14 protein-coding genes and 1 pseudogene are annotated in these 15,960 nt (G+C 71.1%); 8 read left to right on the top strand and 7 right to left on the bottom strand.

The window, feature by feature from the left end:
* Positions 1–56: 56 nt before the first annotated feature.
* Positions 57–1,076: a cytochrome d ubiquinol oxidase subunit II gene (locus IZR01_RS11690; protein WP_194893602.1), complete on the bottom strand. Its 1,020-nt coding sequence runs from the start codon at positions 1,074–1,076 to the stop codon at positions 57–59.
* The gene (locus IZR01_RS11685) at positions 1,073–2,551 is read right to left on the bottom strand and encodes a cytochrome ubiquinol oxidase subunit I (protein WP_228559248.1); all 1,479 of its coding nucleotides are present in this window, start codon (positions 2,549–2,551) and stop codon (positions 1,073–1,075) included. The genes IZR01_RS11690 and IZR01_RS11685 overlap by 4 nt, the downstream gene beginning before the upstream one ends.
* 57 nt (positions 2,552–2,608) lie before the next feature.
* Here IZR01_RS11685 and IZR01_RS11680 point away from each other — a divergent pair, with 57 nt between their 5' ends.
* Together IZR01_RS11680 and IZR01_RS11675 are read left to right on the top strand one after the other, a co-directional pair.
* Positions 2,609–2,998, top strand: coding sequence for a BlaI/MecI/CopY family transcriptional regulator (locus tag IZR01_RS11680; RefSeq protein ID WP_194893601.1), 390 nt, complete (start codon positions 2,609–2,611; stop codon positions 2,996–2,998).
* 100 nt (positions 2,999–3,098) lie between these two features.
* The gene (locus IZR01_RS11675) at positions 3,099–4,046 is read left to right on the top strand and encodes a M56 family metallopeptidase (RefSeq protein WP_194893600.1); all 948 of its coding nucleotides are present in this window, start codon (positions 3,099–3,101) and stop codon (positions 4,044–4,046) included.
* A 212-nt stretch (positions 4,047–4,258) separates the two neighbouring features.
* On the opposite strand, the gene IZR01_RS11670 is transcribed toward IZR01_RS11675, so the two are convergent.
* The gene (locus IZR01_RS11670; RefSeq protein ID WP_194893599.1) at positions 4,259–5,560 is read right to left on the bottom strand and encodes a M18 family aminopeptidase; all 1,302 of its coding nucleotides are present in this window, start codon (positions 5,558–5,560) and stop codon (positions 4,259–4,261) included.
* A 164-nt stretch (positions 5,561–5,724) separates the two neighbouring features.
* Positions 5,725–7,947: an MMPL family transporter gene (locus IZR01_RS11665; RefSeq protein ID WP_194893598.1), complete on the bottom strand. Its 2,223-nt coding sequence runs from the start codon at positions 7,945–7,947 to the stop codon at positions 5,725–5,727.
* A gap of 205 nt (positions 7,948–8,152) precedes the next feature.
* Here IZR01_RS11665 and IZR01_RS11660 point away from each other — a divergent pair, with 205 nt between their 5' ends.
* The 3 genes from IZR01_RS11660 (at position 8,153) to IZR01_RS53175 (ending at position 11,155) form a co-directional block, all read left to right on the top strand.
* The gene (locus IZR01_RS11660; protein ID WP_194893597.1) at positions 8,153–8,806 is read left to right on the top strand and encodes a TetR/AcrR family transcriptional regulator; all 654 of its coding nucleotides are present in this window, start codon (positions 8,153–8,155) and stop codon (positions 8,804–8,806) included.
* A gap of 57 nt (positions 8,807–8,863) precedes the next feature.
* Positions 8,864–9,787: a LysR family transcriptional regulator gene (locus IZR01_RS11655; protein ID WP_194893596.1), complete on the top strand. Its 924-nt coding sequence runs from the start codon at positions 8,864–8,866 to the stop codon at positions 9,785–9,787.
* A 249-nt stretch (positions 9,788–10,036) separates the two neighbouring features.
* Positions 10,037–11,155: a peptidoglycan-binding protein gene (locus tag IZR01_RS53175; protein ID WP_194893595.1), complete on the top strand. Its 1,119-nt coding sequence runs from the start codon at positions 10,037–10,039 to the stop codon at positions 11,153–11,155.
* 78 nt (positions 11,156–11,233) lie between these two features.
* Here the strand turns inward: IZR01_RS53175 and IZR01_RS11645 are convergent, their stop codons facing one another.
* Together IZR01_RS11645 and IZR01_RS11640 are read right to left on the bottom strand one after the other, a co-directional pair.
* The gene (locus IZR01_RS11645; protein WP_194893594.1) at positions 11,234–11,539 is read right to left on the bottom strand and encodes a TfoX/Sxy family DNA transformation protein; all 306 of its coding nucleotides are present in this window, start codon (positions 11,537–11,539) and stop codon (positions 11,234–11,236) included.
* A gap of 63 nt (positions 11,540–11,602) precedes the next feature.
* A complete protein-coding gene (locus IZR01_RS11640) occupies positions 11,603–12,016 on the bottom strand; it encodes a M67 family metallopeptidase (RefSeq protein ID WP_194893593.1) in 414 nt (137 codons plus the stop codon).
* A gap of 76 nt (positions 12,017–12,092) precedes the next feature.
* Here IZR01_RS11640 and IZR01_RS54180 point away from each other — a divergent pair.
* Both IZR01_RS54180 and IZR01_RS11630 read left to right on the top strand, forming a co-directional pair.
* Positions 12,093–13,540 (top strand): annotated as a pseudogene (locus IZR01_RS54180) (sugar porter family MFS transporter).
* A 39-nt stretch (positions 13,541–13,579) separates the two neighbouring features.
* Entirely contained in the window at positions 13,580–14,092 is a 513-nt protein-coding gene (locus IZR01_RS11630; protein ID WP_194893591.1) for a tetratricopeptide repeat protein, read from the top strand.
* 111 nt (positions 14,093–14,203) lie between these two features.
* Here IZR01_RS11630 and IZR01_RS11625 read toward each other — a convergent pair whose 3' ends face one another.
* The gene (locus tag IZR01_RS11625) at positions 14,204–14,956 is read right to left on the bottom strand and encodes a class I SAM-dependent methyltransferase (protein WP_194923808.1); all 753 of its coding nucleotides are present in this window, start codon (positions 14,954–14,956) and stop codon (positions 14,204–14,206) included.
* Between the two features lie 139 nt (positions 14,957–15,095).
* Between IZR01_RS11625 and IZR01_RS11620 the strand changes: the two genes are divergently transcribed.
* On the top strand, positions 15,096–15,959 hold the full coding sequence (locus IZR01_RS11620) for a TIGR03621 family F420-dependent LLM class oxidoreductase (protein WP_194923807.1): 864 nt from the start codon (positions 15,096–15,098) through the stop codon (positions 15,957–15,959).
* Position 15,960 lies beyond the last annotated feature (1 nt).

Here is a 15,960-nt window from a genome sequence, read left to right as displayed (position 1 = left end):
CCGGTGCGGATCTTGACCGCCTCTTGGCACTCGCACGGGTGTTCTTGGTGTCTCCTTTACTTAGTTTGCGCGCCCTGTACCACTGGAGGGATTTCGGGCCCTGAGAAGACCTTCAACAGCAGGTAAAAGGCTGGAAGGATGACCACCAGGCCGAAGCCCATCGCGATCAGCAGGGCGTGCAGGTTGGCCGGGCCCGCGGCCGAGTCGCGCGCCGTCGCGGTGCCCACCGCCAAGTCCGGGTACTGAGCCACCGCCCAGCCGAGCAGCACGCCGATCACCGCCGTCGCCGCGGTGGCGCGGGCCAGGACGTAGTGTCGCTTCCAGATCACCGCGATCGAGCCGAAGCCGCAGACCACCGCCACCGCCACGAACGGGATCGAGCGGTCGGTGAAGCGGTGCGCGACGGTCGGCGCGTCCCGGTACAGCAGCGGCAGCAGGGCCAGGCTGACGACCCCGGCCAGGCCGGCCGCGCCGAGCGCCTTGCGGCGGAAGGCGGGGACCAGGTCTTCGGTGGCGGTCTCGGAGCCGGCGTCGTGGCAGAGGTAGACGGCGGCCAGGAACGCGGTCACGACGACCGTGAACGCGCCGGCCACCAGCGTGAAGGCGGAGTCGAACGGGGTCAGCGGGCCGGACGTCGCGGTGATCTTGCCGGTGGCCAGCGCGGCGCCGCTGACGCCGAGCATGAACGGGGTGATCGAGGAGGCCACCGCGAAGACCCGGCTCCACAGGCTCTCCGGTCCGGCGGCGCCCTCGCCGTAGGCGCGGTAGACGTACGCCGCCCCGCGCAGCACGATCCCGGCCAGCGCCAGGGCCAACGGCAGTTCCAGGCCGCGGGCGATGATGCCGAACGCGGTCGGGAAGCCGCTGAAGGTCGCGACGATCACGAAGATCAGCCAGACGTGGTTGGCCTCCCAGACCGGGCCGAGCGCGTGCGCGATGAGGCCGCGCTCGCGGTCGGCGTGGCGGCCGCGGGCCAGCAGGTCCCAGACCCCGGCGCCGAAGTCCGCGCCGGCCAGCAGGGCGTAGGCGGCCAGGGCGCAGACGATCACGCCCAGCAGCAGGTTGACCGCGGTCATCGGGCCGCTCCTTCCAGTTCGGGGCTTCGCGCGGGCTGCTGGGCGCCGGTGCCGGGGCGGGTGTCGGAGTCGGGGCCGGGGTCAGTGTCGGCGTCAGGGTCCTGCGAGTCGGACTCAGGGCCCTGCGGATCGGGGCTCTCGGTCCCGCTGCCGAGTTCCGGCGGGGCGCCGGTGGCCAGTCGGCGCAGGATCAGCAGCAGCGCCGTGGCCAGCCCCAGATAGACGATGATGGTCGCGATCAGCGACCAGCCGATGCCGCCGCTGGTGGTGGCCGCCTGGCGGACCGTCATCCGGCCGTAGACGATCCACGGCTGCCGCCCGGCCTCGGTGACCTCCCACCCGGCCAGCATCGCGGCCATCGCGGCCGGGCCGGTGAGCGCGCCGGCCAGCAACCAGGGCCGGGTCAGCGGAATCAGGGGGCGGATTCCCTTGCGCCGCCGCCAGAGCGCCACGACCGTGAGCAGCGCCGCCAGAGCGAGGATCGCCATACCGCCGGCCACCATCGTGTCGAAGGCCAGGTGCACCACCGGCGTCGCAGGCTGCTGCTTCGCCGGCAGGATGTCCAGGCCGCGGATGGTCTTGTCGGTGCGAAATCCCGTGAGCAGCGACAGGCCGTCGGGGATCTCGATGCCGAACCGGGTCTTGCCGGTGTTCGGGTCGTAGATCCCGCCGAGGGTCAGCGGCGCGTGGCTCTGGGTGTGGGTCAGCGCCTCCATCGCGGCGAGCTTGGCCGGCTGGTACTTCTCCACCACGCGCGCGGCCAGGTCGCCGACCACCAACTGGAGCGGGGCCATGGCCAGCACCGCGACCAGCCCGACCCGGAAGCCGCGGCGGTGGTAGGCATCACGCCGGCCGCGCAGCATCCCGACCGCGTAGACCGCGGCGACCACCCCGCCGGTGCACATGATCGCGGCGAGCAGCATGTGCAGCGACTCCGGCAGCGCGCCGGGGCCGGTGAGCGGGGCCAGCGGCTCGGCCGAGACCACCTTGCCGCCGACCTCCTTGACGCCGGTCGGGACGTTCATCCAGGAGTTGGCGGTCACGATGAACAAGGTGGACAGCGTGCCGGAGATCGCGATCGGCCACAGCGTGAGCCAGTGCGCGCGCGGCGACAGGCGCTTCCAGCCGTACAGGTAGAGGCCGACGAAGATCGCCTCGGCGAAGAAGGCGAACGCCTCCAGCGTGAAGGGCAGCCCGAGCACGCCGCCGTACCGGGCCATGAACGCCGGCCACAGCAGCCCGAACTCGAAGGACAGGACGGTCCCGGACACCGCGCCGATGGCGAACAGCACCGCCATCACCCGGGACCACTTGCGGGTCAGGGCGAGCCAGACGGCGTCCCCGGTCTTCAGCCAGCGGCCCTCGGTGAACAGCAGCAACCAGGGCAGGCCGACCCCGAAGACCGCGAAGACGATGTGGAACGCCAGCGAGAACCCGGTCTCGACTCTGGCGTCGGTGAGCGTGCTGCCGAGCATGGGCGACTCCCAAAGTTCTACGATCCGTAGAAGTTCTACCGGTTGTAGAGTAACCCCATGGCGAACGAGCGCGCGGGCGGCCCCCCACGACTGGGCGAACTGGAGCGCGCGGTGATGGACGTCCTGTGGAACGCCCCCGACGGAACCACCGCGCAGGAGATCGTGGAGCGCCTGGCGGCCCGGGACGGCACGGCGGAACTGGCCACCACCACGGTGCTGACGGTGCTGGATCGCCTACGCCGCAAGGACTTCGTCACGCGCGAGCGCGCCGGCCGCGCCCACCGCTACCGCGCGGCCCGGACCCGGGACGACGTGATCGCCTCCTCGATGCTCGCGGTGCTGGAGACGACCGAGGACCGGCGCTCGGCGCTGGTGCGGTTCGCCGGGGCGGTGTCGGCCGAGGAGGCCGCGCTGCTGCGGGCGGCGCTGGCGGAGTTGGAGGAGTAGCGCGGCAGGTCTGAGAAACTTGTCGCGATGAGCACGTCCTCAATCGCCTCAGCGCCAATAGCTCCGGGCCTGTGGATCACCGGCCCGCGGGCGGCGGATCATGTTCGCTGACGCCTGGCCGTTGGCTGTTCTGGCGATTCTGTTGGCGTGGCCGGTACCGGTGTTCTTGGCTCGTGCTTCCTGGCCTCGGCGCCATGCGCGGGCGGCGATCGCGTTGTGGCAGGCGGTCGGCATCGCCGGTGGCCTGTCCCTGATCGGCGCGCCGCTGGCCGTCGGGGTGGCGCCGCTGGACCGGCACTTGCGGACCGGCCTGGTCGTCCTGTGGCGCGACGCCTTTCACCTGCGAGTGCCCGCCTCGCTCGGCTTGGCGCAGGAGATCGCCCTGGCTCTGGCCGCGGTGCTGACCGTCCGGCTGGTCGGCGTGACTTTGCTCTCAGCGCTGCGCATAGAGCGCGACCTGCGACGCCAGCGCGACGCCGTGGACCTCGCCGCCGAGCACGCCGACCGGCAACTCCGCGTCCTGGAACACGCCGCGCCCGCTGCCTACTGCCTGCCCGGCACGCGTCCGCGCATCGTCATCACCGAGGGCACGATCGCCGCCCTGGCGCCCGACGAGCTCGAAGCGGTCCTCGCGCACGAGCGGGCCCACGCGCGCTGGCGCCACGAGCTCGTGGTCCAGCCCTTTGTCGCCTGGGAGTCGGCGCTGCCGCTGCCCCCGGCCCGCCGCGCGACCGCCGCGGTCACCGGCCTGGTCGAGATGCTGGCCGACGACCACGCGGCGCGCAGCGCCGGCCGCCCGGCGCTGGCCCGGGCGCTGGTCGCCATCGGCGGGACCGCCGGGCCGGTGCCGAATCAGCGCATGAACCCGGGTGCCAAAACGGCGGCCTCGACCTCGGCCTCGGTGCCGCCCGCGACCCCGACCCTGGACCGGGTCCAGCGCCTGCTGCGGGCTGCCACGCCGAACCTCGCCGAACGGCTCATCGGCCCGGCGGCCTGGTTCGCCGCGATTCTGCTCGTGGCCGGGCCGACCTGGTATGTCCTGCGCTGACGCGCGGCGATGTGAGTCATTTCATACTAAGAGAAATGATTCGCCCCTTATATATGTGTACCGCGCGCCACCGACAGGCGGCTGAGCCCTCCGCCCCGCGGAACGCCGCACGGGAAGCCCTCCGCCCTGCGGAACGCCGCACGGGAAGCCCTCCGCCCTGCGGAACGGCGCGCGGTAAGCCCTCCGCCCCGTGGAACGGCGCGCGGTAAGCCCTACCCCGCGAAGAAAGCCGCCGCCGCCGAGGCCAGCAGGTGCGGATCGTCCGCGCCGCCCATCTCCCGCGCCGAGTGCATCGACAGCGACGTGATGCCCACGTCGAACGTCGTCACCCCGAGCTTGGCCGCCGTGATCGGGCCGATCGTGGTGCCGCACGGCATCGAGTTCTTGCCCACGAAGTACTGCGTCGGGATGCCCGCGCGCTCGCAGACGTCCGTCCAGATCGCGCGGCCGAGGCCGTCGGTGGCGTAGCGCTGGTTGACGTTGGTCTTCAGCGCCGGGCCGCCGTTCAGCCGGGGCCGGTGGCCGGGCTCGTGGCGCTCGGGGTAGTTGGGGTGGACCGCGTGGCTCATGTCGCTGGACATCACCACGGTCGCGGCCAGGGCCCGCGCGTAGTCGTCCGTGCTGCCGCCGAGCTGGGCCTGCGCCACCCGGCTGAGGACGTTGCCCAGCAGCGGTCCGCCGGCCCCGGTGTCCGACTCGCTGCCGGCCTCCTCGTGGTCGAACGCGGCCAGGACCGGGATGGCCGAGAGGGGATCGCCCGCGGCGGCCGCGCCGGCCGCTGCTACCAGGGCCTGCACCCCGGCGTGCACCGAGACCAGGTTGTCCATCCGCGGTGCCGCGATCAGCTCGAAGTCGCGGCCCAGATACGTCGGCGGCGTGACGTCGTGCAGCATCAGGTCGTAGCCGAGCACGTCGGCCGCCGACACCCCGGCCTCCTTCGCCGCGAACTCCAGCAGCGCGCCGTCCTCGATCGGCCCCAGCCCCCAGGCCGGCGTCAGGTGCTGCTGCTTGTCCAGCAGCAGCCCGTTGTCGTTCACCCCGCGGTCCAGGTGCACCGCCAGCTGCGGCACCCGCATCAGCGCCCGGTCGACGTGCACCAGCGTGGCGTCGCCCCCGCGCAGCACCAGCCGCCCGGCCAGGCCCAGGTCCCGGTCCAGCCACGAGTTCAGCAGCGGCCCGCCGTACAGCTCGACCGCCACCTGCCGGAAGCCCGCCGAGCCGGTGTCCGGCAGCGGCTTGACCCGCAGGTTGGGGGAGTCGGTGTGCGCGCCGACCACGCGGAAGCCGGCGTGCGCCGGGGCGCCGGCCGGCAGGTACCAGGCGATGATCGCCGCGCCGCGGATCACGTAGAACCCGCCGCCCTCCGCGCGGTCCCAGGCAGCGGCCTGCCTGAGCTGGCGGAACCCGGCGGCCTCCAGGCGGGCGGCCGCGTTCGCGACCGCGTGGTACGGCGTCGGGGACGCGGCGAGGAACGACAGGAGGTCGTCCGTGTGGGCGCGATCGAATATCGGCATGCTTCGAGCATAAATCGAGGACTCCGCTGTCACCTGCGGCGACAGCGGAGTCCTCGATTTCGTTATGGCAGTGGAACCGTCATGCGGGTATGCCCACCCGTCTCCCACCACCGTCCGTTAAGGGGGCGCTTTGCGCCGCGATACATTGCTGGCCGCAGCCGTCCTCAGCTACGGGAGCCGGCCCCCACCATCTCGTCGTCCAGGTCGCTGATCCGCGGCCGGCCGGTGTCGCCGGAGTGCGAGGCGACCCCCTTGTGGCCGGGCCACCAGGCCTTCGCGCCCATCAGCGCGGTGACCGCCGGGACCAGGAACATCGACATGATGAACGCCGCGATGCTGATGCCGAACGACACCGCGAACCCGATCTGCTGCATCATCGACAGCCCGCCCAGCATCAGCGAGGCGAAGGTGCCGGCCAGGATCAGGCCGGCCGAGGCGACCGAGGGCCCGGCGTGCTCGACGGCCAGCGCCGCCGCCTGCCTCGGCGCGTTGCCCTCGCGGGCCTCCTCGCGGAGCCGGGAGATCATCAGGATGTTGTAGTCGGTGCCGATCGCCACCACGAACAGGTAGACCATGACCGGCAGCATGAACATCATGCCGGGCTTGTTCTGGATGTTCTGGAACATCAGCACCGAGGCGCCCAGCGTTCCGGTGTAGCCCAGACCCACGGCCACCATCAGGTACAGCGGCGCGACCAGGGCCCGCAGCTGGAGCGCCAGCACCAGGAAGATCAGCAGGCCGGCCACCGGCAGGATCAGCGCCAGGTCGGAGTTGTTCGCCGACTGGATGTCGGCCAGCGCCGCGGTGCCGCCGCCGACCAGCGCCTTGCTCCCGGCTGGGGCCGAGCTGTGCGCGAGGTCCTTCAACGGGCCGTTGACCGCGCTCATCGAGGACGACGCGAACGGCGAGTCCTTGGTCAGCACCTGGATGTGCGCCGCCGTGCCGTCCTGGTTGTACTGCACGGTGTCGCCCTTGGTGCCGGCCGGCGAGCCCGGCTTGACCGGGAACGGCATCAGGCCGCCCAGCTGCGGCGAGGCCGAGCCCAGGCCGTCGGCGTAGGCCTGGACCCGGGTGTGGTCCAGCGGCTTGCCGTCGGTGGAGCTGACGATCACGTCGGTCGCGGACGTGGCGCCCTGGGCGAACCCGGCCTTCTGCATGTCGTTGATCGCGATCGTGGACTCCACCCCGGCCGGCAGCTGCGACTGCTGGTCGTAGTCGGCCTTGAAGCCGACCGCGCCGACCGCCAGGCCCGCCATGATGACGAACGCCACCAGGGCCACCGCCGCCGGCCGCTTGCCGACCAGGTTGCCCACCTTGCGGGCCGGGCCCGCGGCCGGGATCCGGCGCCACTTCTTGCCGGGCCAGAAGATCTTCGTGCCCAGCTTCACCATCAGCGCCGGGACCAGGGTCAGACCGGCCAGCAGCATCACCGCGACGGCGATGGCCAGCGCCGGGCCGAGCGAGGTGAAGGCCTTGAAGGTGGCCAGGCCCAGAGCACAGAACGCGATGATGACCGCGGCCGCGGCCGAGGCGATGGCCTCGCCGACGCGCTCGACGGTGGTCGCCACCGCCTCCTGGATCGTGTCCCCGGCCCGCAGCCGTTCACGGAGTCGGAACAGCAGGAAGACGATGTAGTCGGTGCCTATGCCGAACAGCACCACGACCAGCATGATCTCCAGGAACGACTGCACGTGCAGGCCGAACCCCTTGGCCATCAAGGCGATCACCGGCTGCGAGACCATCATCACCAGGAACACCGACAGGATCGGCAGCAGCACCGCGATGACGCCGCGGAAGATGAAGCCCATCAGGACGATGATCAGCAGCAGGGTGGCCATCATGACGATGCTGGTGGCCTTGTTCGAGGAGTCCGACGTGTCCAGGCCCATGGCCGCGTCGCCGGTCACCTCGGCCTTCATGCCGGTGCCGTTGAGCTTGTTCGCCAGGTCCGCGCGCAGCGCCTTGACGGCGTTGCTGCTCCCGGTCTGATCGCCTTCGTCGGCGGTCAGCTTGGCGAACATCAGCTGCGCGGTCTGCTTCGGCGCGACCTGACCGGCCTGCACCCCGGCCACCTCGGTGATGTGGTCATCGGTCAGCGTCGTGGCCAGGTCGGAGACCTTCTGCTGCTCGGCCGTGGACAGCGTGCCGTCCCCGACCGGGCGGATCACGATGGTGGCGACCTGGCCGGTGGCCGAGGGGAACGCCGCGTCCAGGGCGTTCTTGGCCTGTACCGACTCGTACTTGGAGGGCAGGAAGGAGGACTGGTTGTCGTTGGTGACGCTAGACAAACTCGGGCCGAGGGCGACGAGCGCCACGGCCGCGATGATCCAGCCAGCGATGATCTTCCAGGGATTGTGGACGACGAAGCGTCCGAGTCGTCCGAACATGGGCGAACTCCTGAGGGCGGTTCGATTTCAACTAAATAAGTGCAGCGGTGCGTAGCGCCTCAATAACGGGCGGCGGTGGGTGGCGGGTGGGAATGTCTTGTGCTTACTTTCACAAACTTACCGTGCGGCAAGTAGGCTGAGCTTCGGGGATAGCCCCTCTTGGAGCATCCTGAGACGCAACTCACAGCCGGAATCGGTGCAATCGTTGTATACGCACACGAAGGCCGCGCCGGACGCCGGCGGAACCAAGGAACGCATCCAGCAGGTCGCGCTGGAACTGTTCGTCCTGCACGGATACGAGAAGACATCGCTGCGCGAGATCGCCGACCGGCTCGGCATCACCAAGGCGGCGCTGTACTACCACTACGCGTCCAAACAGGAGCTGCTGAAGTCGGTCACGCAGCCGCTGATCGACGAGTTCGAGACGATGGTGCACGCCGATCCGCCGCCGGAGGAACTGCTGCGGTCGTACATCGATCTGCTGTACCGGCACCGCGCCGTCTTCCAACTGGTCGCCAACGACCACTCCTCGCTGGCCGCCGCCGAACTCGTGGAGCGGTCGGTACAGCTGCGGCGGGACGTCGTGCGGCAGCTGGCCGGGCCCGACCCCCGGCCGGCCGACTACGTGCGTGCCGCGGCGGCGTTCGGCGCGATCTCGCAGGGCTTCATGGTCGCGCGGCGGGCCGAACCGGCCGCCGATCCGGCGCTGCCGGACCTGGAGGCGGCCGCGGAGGCCGCGGCGGGCCTGCCGGGTCCGGCGGACTATCCGGACGGCGCGGAGCTCGCGCGGATACTGCTGGACGCGGCGCTGGCGGTGCTGCACTCGGGGACTGGCAGTCGAGGTGTTCCAGGGGCCTGATTCATAGAGCCGAAAAACCCTGATTCGCCTGACGGAACCGCGCCTATCCTGGCGGGGATGGATCTCGCGCTGCTGAGGACGTTCCTCGCCGTTCACCGCGCCGGCTCGCTGACTCGGGCCGCCGCGGACCTCGGCGTGTCCCAGCCCGCGGTGACCGCGCAGATCAGGACCCTGGAACAGCGTGTCGGCCGCGAGTTGTTCGTGCGGCTGCCGCGCGGCGTCGCCCCCACGGCCGCCGCCGACGAACTGGCCCGCGCCGTGGCACCGCATCTGGACGCGCTCACGGCGGTCGCGCACGAGACGCTGATCCCGGACTCCGGCTCGCACGCGGTGGTCCGCCTCGGCTGTCCGGCCAGCCTCACCACGACGCTCCTGCTCCCGGCCCTCGCTCCGCTGATGGACGAGGGCCTTCGCGTTGTCGTGGCCGGCGGGCAGAGCGAGGAACTGGTCGCGCTGCTGGCCGCCGGGCGCCTGGACCTGACGTTGAGCGCCGTCCCGCCCCGACTGCCAGGTGTCACCGTGCTGCCGCTCGCCGACGAGGAGTACGCCCTCGTCGGTGCCCCGCGGTGGAAGCCGTTCAACCACACAGAGCCGTTCAACCACACAGGGCCGTTCAACCGTACTGAGCCGTTCAACCGCACAGGCCATACGCCGGTGCCGGTACTGGATCTCGCCGAGGACCTGCCCTATATACGGCTCTACTGGTCCTCGGTATTCGAGGCCGAACCCCCTTCCGACGCCGCGCTGGTCATCCCCGACCTGCGCGGCGTTCTCGATGCGGCGGTCCAGGGCTACGGGATCGCGGTGCTGCCCCGGCCGTTGTGCGCGCCGGCGTTGCAGGCCGGGACGCTGGTGCTGCTCGACGAGCCGGAGGTGCCGCCGATCCGGACGTTGTTCGTCGCGGTCCGTGGTCAGCGGGCCCGTTCCAAAGGCGTGGCCCGGGTGCGGGACCGGCTGGTCGGTGCCGCGTCGCGCTGGTAGCGGCGTCGCCGATGGCAAAGCACAGGCCAAGTCTGGGTCAAGAACCGCCTCTGGGGCATGCCGCGGCCTGGGCCGGAACGTCAGAGCGCATACGGGCTTTGCTTGGTTGTTCTACAGTGGGCGGGTCTGCCCGAGGGGGTTCCGAGAACCATGGAGTCTTGTCAGCACTGCGGGACCGTCCTGCCGAAAACACCGGGTGCCCGCTATTGCCCGAATTGCGGCGAGATGTCGGTTCCGACTTCAGGTACCGTGTCCGATCCTTCCCAGGCCTACGCCGGGGCATCCGTCGGCGCGGGCGGCCGGGGCGGGGCCGGCGTGCCGCCGTCCGAAGGCGCGATGACCTGGGAGTTGCCGTCGCGGGACGACGCGACGCAAGCCATTCCGGCGCAGAGCGCGCCGCCTGAGCCCGACCCGTACGAGCACCTGTACCGCCCCGAGGGCGGCGCCGCGCGGGCCAACCCGAACGCCACCCAGGTCATGCCGCCGGTCGCGGCCGACTACGGGGCCCCGGCCGGCCGGCCCGGGTACGACCAGCCCGCCTACGACCAGCCGATCGACTACCAGGCCGGGGGCGGCGGGGCGTATGCCGAGCCCTATGACGGCGGTTACGCCGAGGACTACCCGGGCGAGCCCGGCCGCGGCCCCCGCGCCAGCCGCGGGGCGAAGATCGGCATCGGGGTCGCGGCCGGTGCGGTGCTGGTGATCGTGGTCTCGCTGATCACGCTCGGCGGGCACTCGACCCCCTCCGCCGGGCCGACCGGAGCCCAGGGCTCGGTCACCACGCCGACCGGGACGCCCAGCTCCTCCGCGCCGTCGTCGGCGTCGGCGACCACCTCGACCAGCTCCTCGCCGAGCAGTTCGGCGAGCTCGCCCAGCCAGCACGCGCCCGGCGTGATGCAGCTCGGCGACTCCGGGGCCGACGTGAAGTGGCTTCAGGGCCGGCTCAAGCAGCTCGGCGTCTACAACGGCCCGGTCAGCGGCACCTTCGACCAGGCCACGCAGGCCGCGGTCGCGGCGTTCCAGGCCAAGGCCCACCCGGCCGATCCGTCCGGCTCGGTGGGGCGCAGCACCAAGACGGCGCTGATCGCCGCGGGCAGCAAGCCCACGCTGACCGCCGCGCTGCCGAACATGCCCGGCGGTCCCTTCGGCGGTGACAAGCATCACAAGGGGGGCAGCGCCGCGGACGTCAAGCGGCTCCAGCAGGCGCTGGCCTCGGCGCTGAACATCGATCTGAAGGCCACCGGCCAGTTCGACGTGGACACGTTCGGCGCGGTGGTGCAGTACCAGAGCGCGATGCACCTGATGGCCGACGGGGCCGTCAACGGGCCGGTGTGGGCGGACTTGCAGCAGGGGAAGATCACCGGCTGAGGCGAGGCGAGGCGGCGCGGCTGTCTGCCCGTTTCGCCAGCAGCCGCGAAGCGGTCGGCGCTCGGCGCGCCGGCCGTTTCAGCGTTTCTTGGGCGCCCGCAGTTCCGAGGCGTCCTTCAGGCCGACCTCGACCAGCAGCGCGTCGCGTTCGGAGCGCGGGATCGACGTCCAGCGCTGGCCGCGCAGCGCGCCTTCCAGCGCCAGCAGCATGTGCGCGCACTCGTTGCCCTCGGCGGTGTCGGCGATCAGCTGCCACACCTCGATGGCACCGCGTTCCCGGACCTCGTCCAGGGTGGTGACGCCGACGTCGCGCAGCCGTTGCGTCAGCACCGGCCCTATGTTCACGGCGTTCTGGATCGGGGTGACCGTCTCAGTCGAACTCACGCCTCCAGCTTGATCCAGCCGGGCTGAGGCGGCATCCGGACTGACCCGTCAGGGGACATACCTTCAGATGATCGTGACGGGCTCCTCGGTCACGACCCCCTCGACGATCCGGAACGAGCGGAACTGGAACTCGCCGAGTTTGTCCGTGTCGCGCGTGGACACCAGGACGTAATGTGCGTTGGGCTCAGAGGCGTAGCTGATGTCGGTCCGCGAGGGGTGGGCCTCGGTCGAGGTGTGCGAGTGGTAGATGATCACCGGCTCCTCGTCCCGGTCGTCCATCTCCCGCCAGACCTTGAACTGCTCGGCCGGATCCAGGCTGTAGAACGTCGGCGAGCGCTCGGCGTTGGTCATCGGCACGAAGCGCTCGGGGCGGTCCGAGCCCTCGGGTCCGGCCACGATTCCGCAGGCCTCGTCCGGGTGGTCCCGGCGGGCGTGGGCGACGATCGCGTCGTGGATCTCCTGCGGCACGTTCAGCATGCGACCACGGTAGGCCAACCACCCGATCGGGCGCATCGCCGCATCGCCTGGCGGGATCGGCGGCAGGGGTAGGGGCATGACGACCAGGACCGGCCGCCCCGGCGGCCCACAACCGGCGGCCGGCGGCGCGGGGCCCAGCGTCGCGCCGCGCATCGTGTTCATCGCCGCGGCGGCGGCCCTGGGCGGATTCCTGTTCGGATACGACTCGGCGGTCATCAACGGCGCGGTCACCGGCATCCAGCACGACTTCAAGGTGGGCAGCGGCACCACCGGCTTCATGGTCGCCGCGGCCCTGCCGGGAGCGGCGGCCGGGGCGATCGCCGGCGGCTGGATGGCCGACCGCATCGGCCGGATCCGGGCCATGCAGATCGCGGCGGTCCTGTTCACGATCAGCGGCGTCGGCAGCATGTTCTCCTACCAGCCCTGGGACCTGACGATCTGGCGCGTCGTCGGCGGCTTCGCGATCGGCATCGCCTCGGTGATCGGCCCGGCCTACATCGCCGAGGTCTCCCCGCCGGCCTTCCGCGGCCGGCTGACCGCCTTCCAGCAGCTGGCGATCGTGCTGGGCATCGCCATCTCCGCGGTCGTCAACTACCTGATCAACCTGGCGGCCGGCGGCACCAACACCGACCACCTGGGCGGCCTGGCGGCCTGGCGGCCTGGCGCTGGATGCTCGGCGCCGAGGTGGTGCCGGCGATCGTCTACGGCGTGCTCAGCTCGATGATCCCGGAGTCGCCGCGCTACCTGGTCGCGATCGGCGCCGACGCCCGGGCCCGCGAGGTGCTCACCGAGGTCGAGGGCGGCGGGGCCAACGTGGAAGGCCGGATCGCCGAGATCCGCCGGCAGCTGGCCGGCGAGGTCAAACCGAAGCTGGTGGACCTGCTGACCCCGAACCGGCGCAACCTGCTGGCGGTCCTCTGGATCGGGATCGGGCTGTCGGTGTTCCAGCAGTTCGTCGGCATCAACGTGATCTTCTACTACAGCTCCCTGCTGTGGCAGTCGGTCGGCATCAACACCTCCAACTCGCTGCTGATCTCGATGATCTCCGCGGTCGTGAACATCGCCGGCACCGCCCTGGCGATGGCCCTGGTGGACCGGATCGGCCGGCGTCCGCTGCTGCTGATCGGCTCGGTGGGGATGGCCGTCACGCTGGGCGTGTGCGCATGGATGTTCTCCTACGGCAGCCACGTCAACGGCAAGACGACCATGCCCAAGGCGCAGGGCGTCATCGCCCTGATCGGCGCGAACGCCTACGTGTTCTTCTTCGCGATGTCGTGGGGCGTCGTGGTCTGGGTGCTGCTCGGCGAGATGTTCCCGAACCGCATCCGCGCCCTGGCGCTGTCGGTCGCGGCCAGCGCGCAGTGGCTGGCGAACTGGCTGGTGACGGTCTCGTTCCCCTCCCTGTCCCGCTGGAGCCTGTCCGGCGCCTACACCCTCTACGCACTCGCTGCCGCGATTTCCATCCCCTTTGTGTACTACTTCGTACGGGAAACGAAGGGAAGAACCTTAGAATCCATGGGATAGGTGTCGCGTAAGGACCCTTCTGCGTCGCAGGATGGACCCATGGGCCTTGACTTCCGTACCGACCCGGAGACGCTGCGCGAGATCGCCGACGACCCCGCGGCACTGTCCACCCGGATCGACACCCTGGCCGCCCTCGACCTGGAGGAGCTCCCCGACGCCCGCTCCGAGTACGCAACCCTGCTCCGCATCGCGGGCCGCCTGGACGAAGCCGTCCTCGAAGCCGAACTCACCCTCGCCGCCGCCGACATGTCCGGCGACCTCCGCCGCATGGTCCGAGCCCAACTCCTGGTAGGCCACGCCCGCCAATGGCGCGGCGAATGGGACCAAGCCGACACCATGTTCCACCGCGCGGAGAAACTGGCCCTCTACCTGAAGGACGACCGCCTGGTCGCCGCCGCGGCCCACCACTCCGGCCGCAGCTTCTACGACCAGGGCAAGCACGTCGAGGCGGCCCTGCGCTTCCGCCTCGCACTGGAGATCGACCAGCGGATCGGGAGCCCGAAGCTGGGCGCGGTGCGCGAGGCCTTTGAGGCGGCTATGGGGAAGTTGTAGCTGGAGTTACTCCTGCGGGGCGGGGCTGTCGGTGGGCGCGCTGATACTTGTAAAAGGGGTGAATGCCTCATAACAGAATGAAAGCGGCCAGGCGGCCAGGCGGCTCAGCGGCTAGTCTCCGCCCAGTCGGAACCCGGCGACCTTGTACACCGGATCCGCCCGCCTGACCTCCTGCTCCGGCAGCGCCTCCAACGCGCGGCAGATCTCTGCTACTCGTGCCGGGTCTGCTCCGCGCGTCCAGGCGATGTCCTCGCGCACCCGCCGGGCCCACTCGCGCGGCGACCGTCCCTGCCCGTGACCCACGTAGCCGGCCAATCCCGCGGGTTGCAGGCCCACTGCGGCAGCTAGCTCGCCTACGCGTTCCACATCGTCGCTCGCCGGCGGCGCCAGTTCCCTGCGCGCAAGGCGCAGGATCTCGCCGACGTCGCTGTCCGTCTCGTACTGGGCCGCGTTCTTGTCGACCGTTGTGATCATCATGCCGCCGGGCCGCAGGACCCGGGCCGCCTCCGCGATCGCCGACGCCACCAGTGCCTCGTCGACCAGGTGTAGCAGCCACATGAACGTCACCGCGTCCACCGATCCGGTCGCCAGCGGCAGCCGGGTCGCGTCGCCGCGTACTACGCGTCCGCCGCCGAGCCTCGGCTGCGCCAAGGCCAGCATCGCGGCTGCCGGGTCCACGCCGATCACCGTGCGGCCGGGTGCCGTGAGCAGCTCCGACACGATGCCCGTCCCGCACGCCACGTCCACCAGCACCGCGCAGTCGGCGGGCAGCAGCTCCAGCACCGCGTCGGCCGCGGCTCTGGCCCGCGCCACGCCGCCGCGGGTCTGGTCGTAATGGGCGGCTTCGAGGTCGTAGTCCAGCACCCTGGAGACGATACGTCGTGTACTCCCCGCAGAGTACGCGCGAGACCTCCCCTGGCCGGACGCACGCCGGTCCCCGGCGGGGGCACGATCGGCTTAGACAGGCAGACAGGCACCAGACCTTCCAACTCAGGGAGCACCCATGCATCCCCGCACCTTCCGCTTCGCCGTCGTGGCGGCGCTGGCCCCGACCGCCCAGGCCTGGCAGGGGCTGGCCCGGCAGGCCGAGAACCTGGGCTACAGCACGCTGCTCGCCCCGGACACGATGAACACCCTGGAGCCGTTCACCGCCCTCGCGGCCGCCGCGACGGCCACCGAGACGCTGCGCGTCGGCACCTTCGTGCTGCCCGCGCCGTTCTACCCGCCCTCGGAGATCGTGTGGCGCGCGCTGGCCCTGGACCTGCTCTCCGGGGGCCGCCTCGATCTGGGGCTGGGGGCCGGCCGGCCGGACGCGGAGGCTGAGGTCGTGCACCGGGAACGGCGGTTCGGCACTCCGGCCGAGCGGGTGAAACAGCTCTCTGATGCGCTGCACATCGTGAAGGAGGAGATGGCCGCCGCGGCCAACGGCCACTCCCCGCTCAAGCCGGCCCAGCGGCCGCATCCGCCGATCCTGGTGGCGGCGGCCGGACGCAAGATGTTCCAGCTGGCCGCCGCCGAGGCCGACATCATCACCCTCGGCCTGCCACCGGGCACGACCGAGGACGGGCTCGCCGCGAAGGTCGCCGAGCTGCGGACGATCGCCGGTACGCGCTTCGACGACCTCGAACTCAACTACAACATCGCCGGGGTCGGCACCGACCTGCCCGCCTTCCTGAGCCGTGAGATGGGCATCGACCCCGAGGAACTGATCCGGAACGGCGCCCCGTCGATCCTCACCGGCACCACCCAGGAGATGGCCGACAAGCTGCGCCGCCGCCGCGACGAACTCGGCATCTCCTACATCGCGGTGAACGGGATGTTCCTGGAGAAGCTGGCGCCGGTGGTGGAGCTGCTGGCCGGTACCTGAT

This window comes from Catenulispora pinisilvae (genome assembly GCF_015356865.1).
Classification (GTDB): domain Bacteria; phylum Actinomycetota; class Actinomycetes; order Streptomycetales; family Catenulisporaceae; genus Catenulispora; species Catenulispora pinisilvae.
The sequence above is the reverse complement of the archived record's forward strand: the minus strand, read 5'-3'. Positions and strand labels throughout refer to the sequence as shown.

Coding starts and splice junctions, on each gene's coding strand:
- IZR01_RS11620 (WP_194923807.1), top strand. CDS start 15,096: ATGCATCCCCGCACCTTCCGCTTCGCCGTCGTGGCGGCGCTGGCCCCG.
- IZR01_RS11665 (WP_194893598.1), bottom strand. CDS start 7,947: ATGTTCGGACGACTCGGACGCTTCGTCGTCCACAATCCCTGGAAGATC.
- IZR01_RS11685 (WP_228559248.1), bottom strand. CDS start 2,551: ATGCTCGGCAGCACGCTCACCGACGCCAGAGTCGAGACCGGGTTCTCG.
- IZR01_RS11640 (WP_194893593.1), bottom strand. CDS start 12,016: ATGCTGAACGTGCCGCAGGAGATCCACGACGCGATCGTCGCCCACGCC.
- IZR01_RS11630 (WP_194893591.1), top strand. CDS start 13,580: ATGGGCCTTGACTTCCGTACCGACCCGGAGACGCTGCGCGAGATCGCC.
- IZR01_RS11680 (WP_194893601.1), top strand. CDS start 2,609: ATGGCGAACGAGCGCGCGGGCGGCCCCCCACGACTGGGCGAACTGGAG.
- IZR01_RS11675 (WP_194893600.1), top strand. CDS start 3,099: ATGTTCGCTGACGCCTGGCCGTTGGCTGTTCTGGCGATTCTGTTGGCG.
- IZR01_RS11690 (WP_194893602.1), bottom strand. CDS start 1,076: ATGACCGCGGTCAACCTGCTGCTGGGCGTGATCGTCTGCGCCCTGGCC.
- IZR01_RS11655 (WP_194893596.1), top strand. CDS start 8,864: ATGGATCTCGCGCTGCTGAGGACGTTCCTCGCCGTTCACCGCGCCGGC.
- IZR01_RS11670 (WP_194893599.1), bottom strand. CDS start 5,560: ATGCCGATATTCGATCGCGCCCACACGGACGACCTCCTGTCGTTCCTC.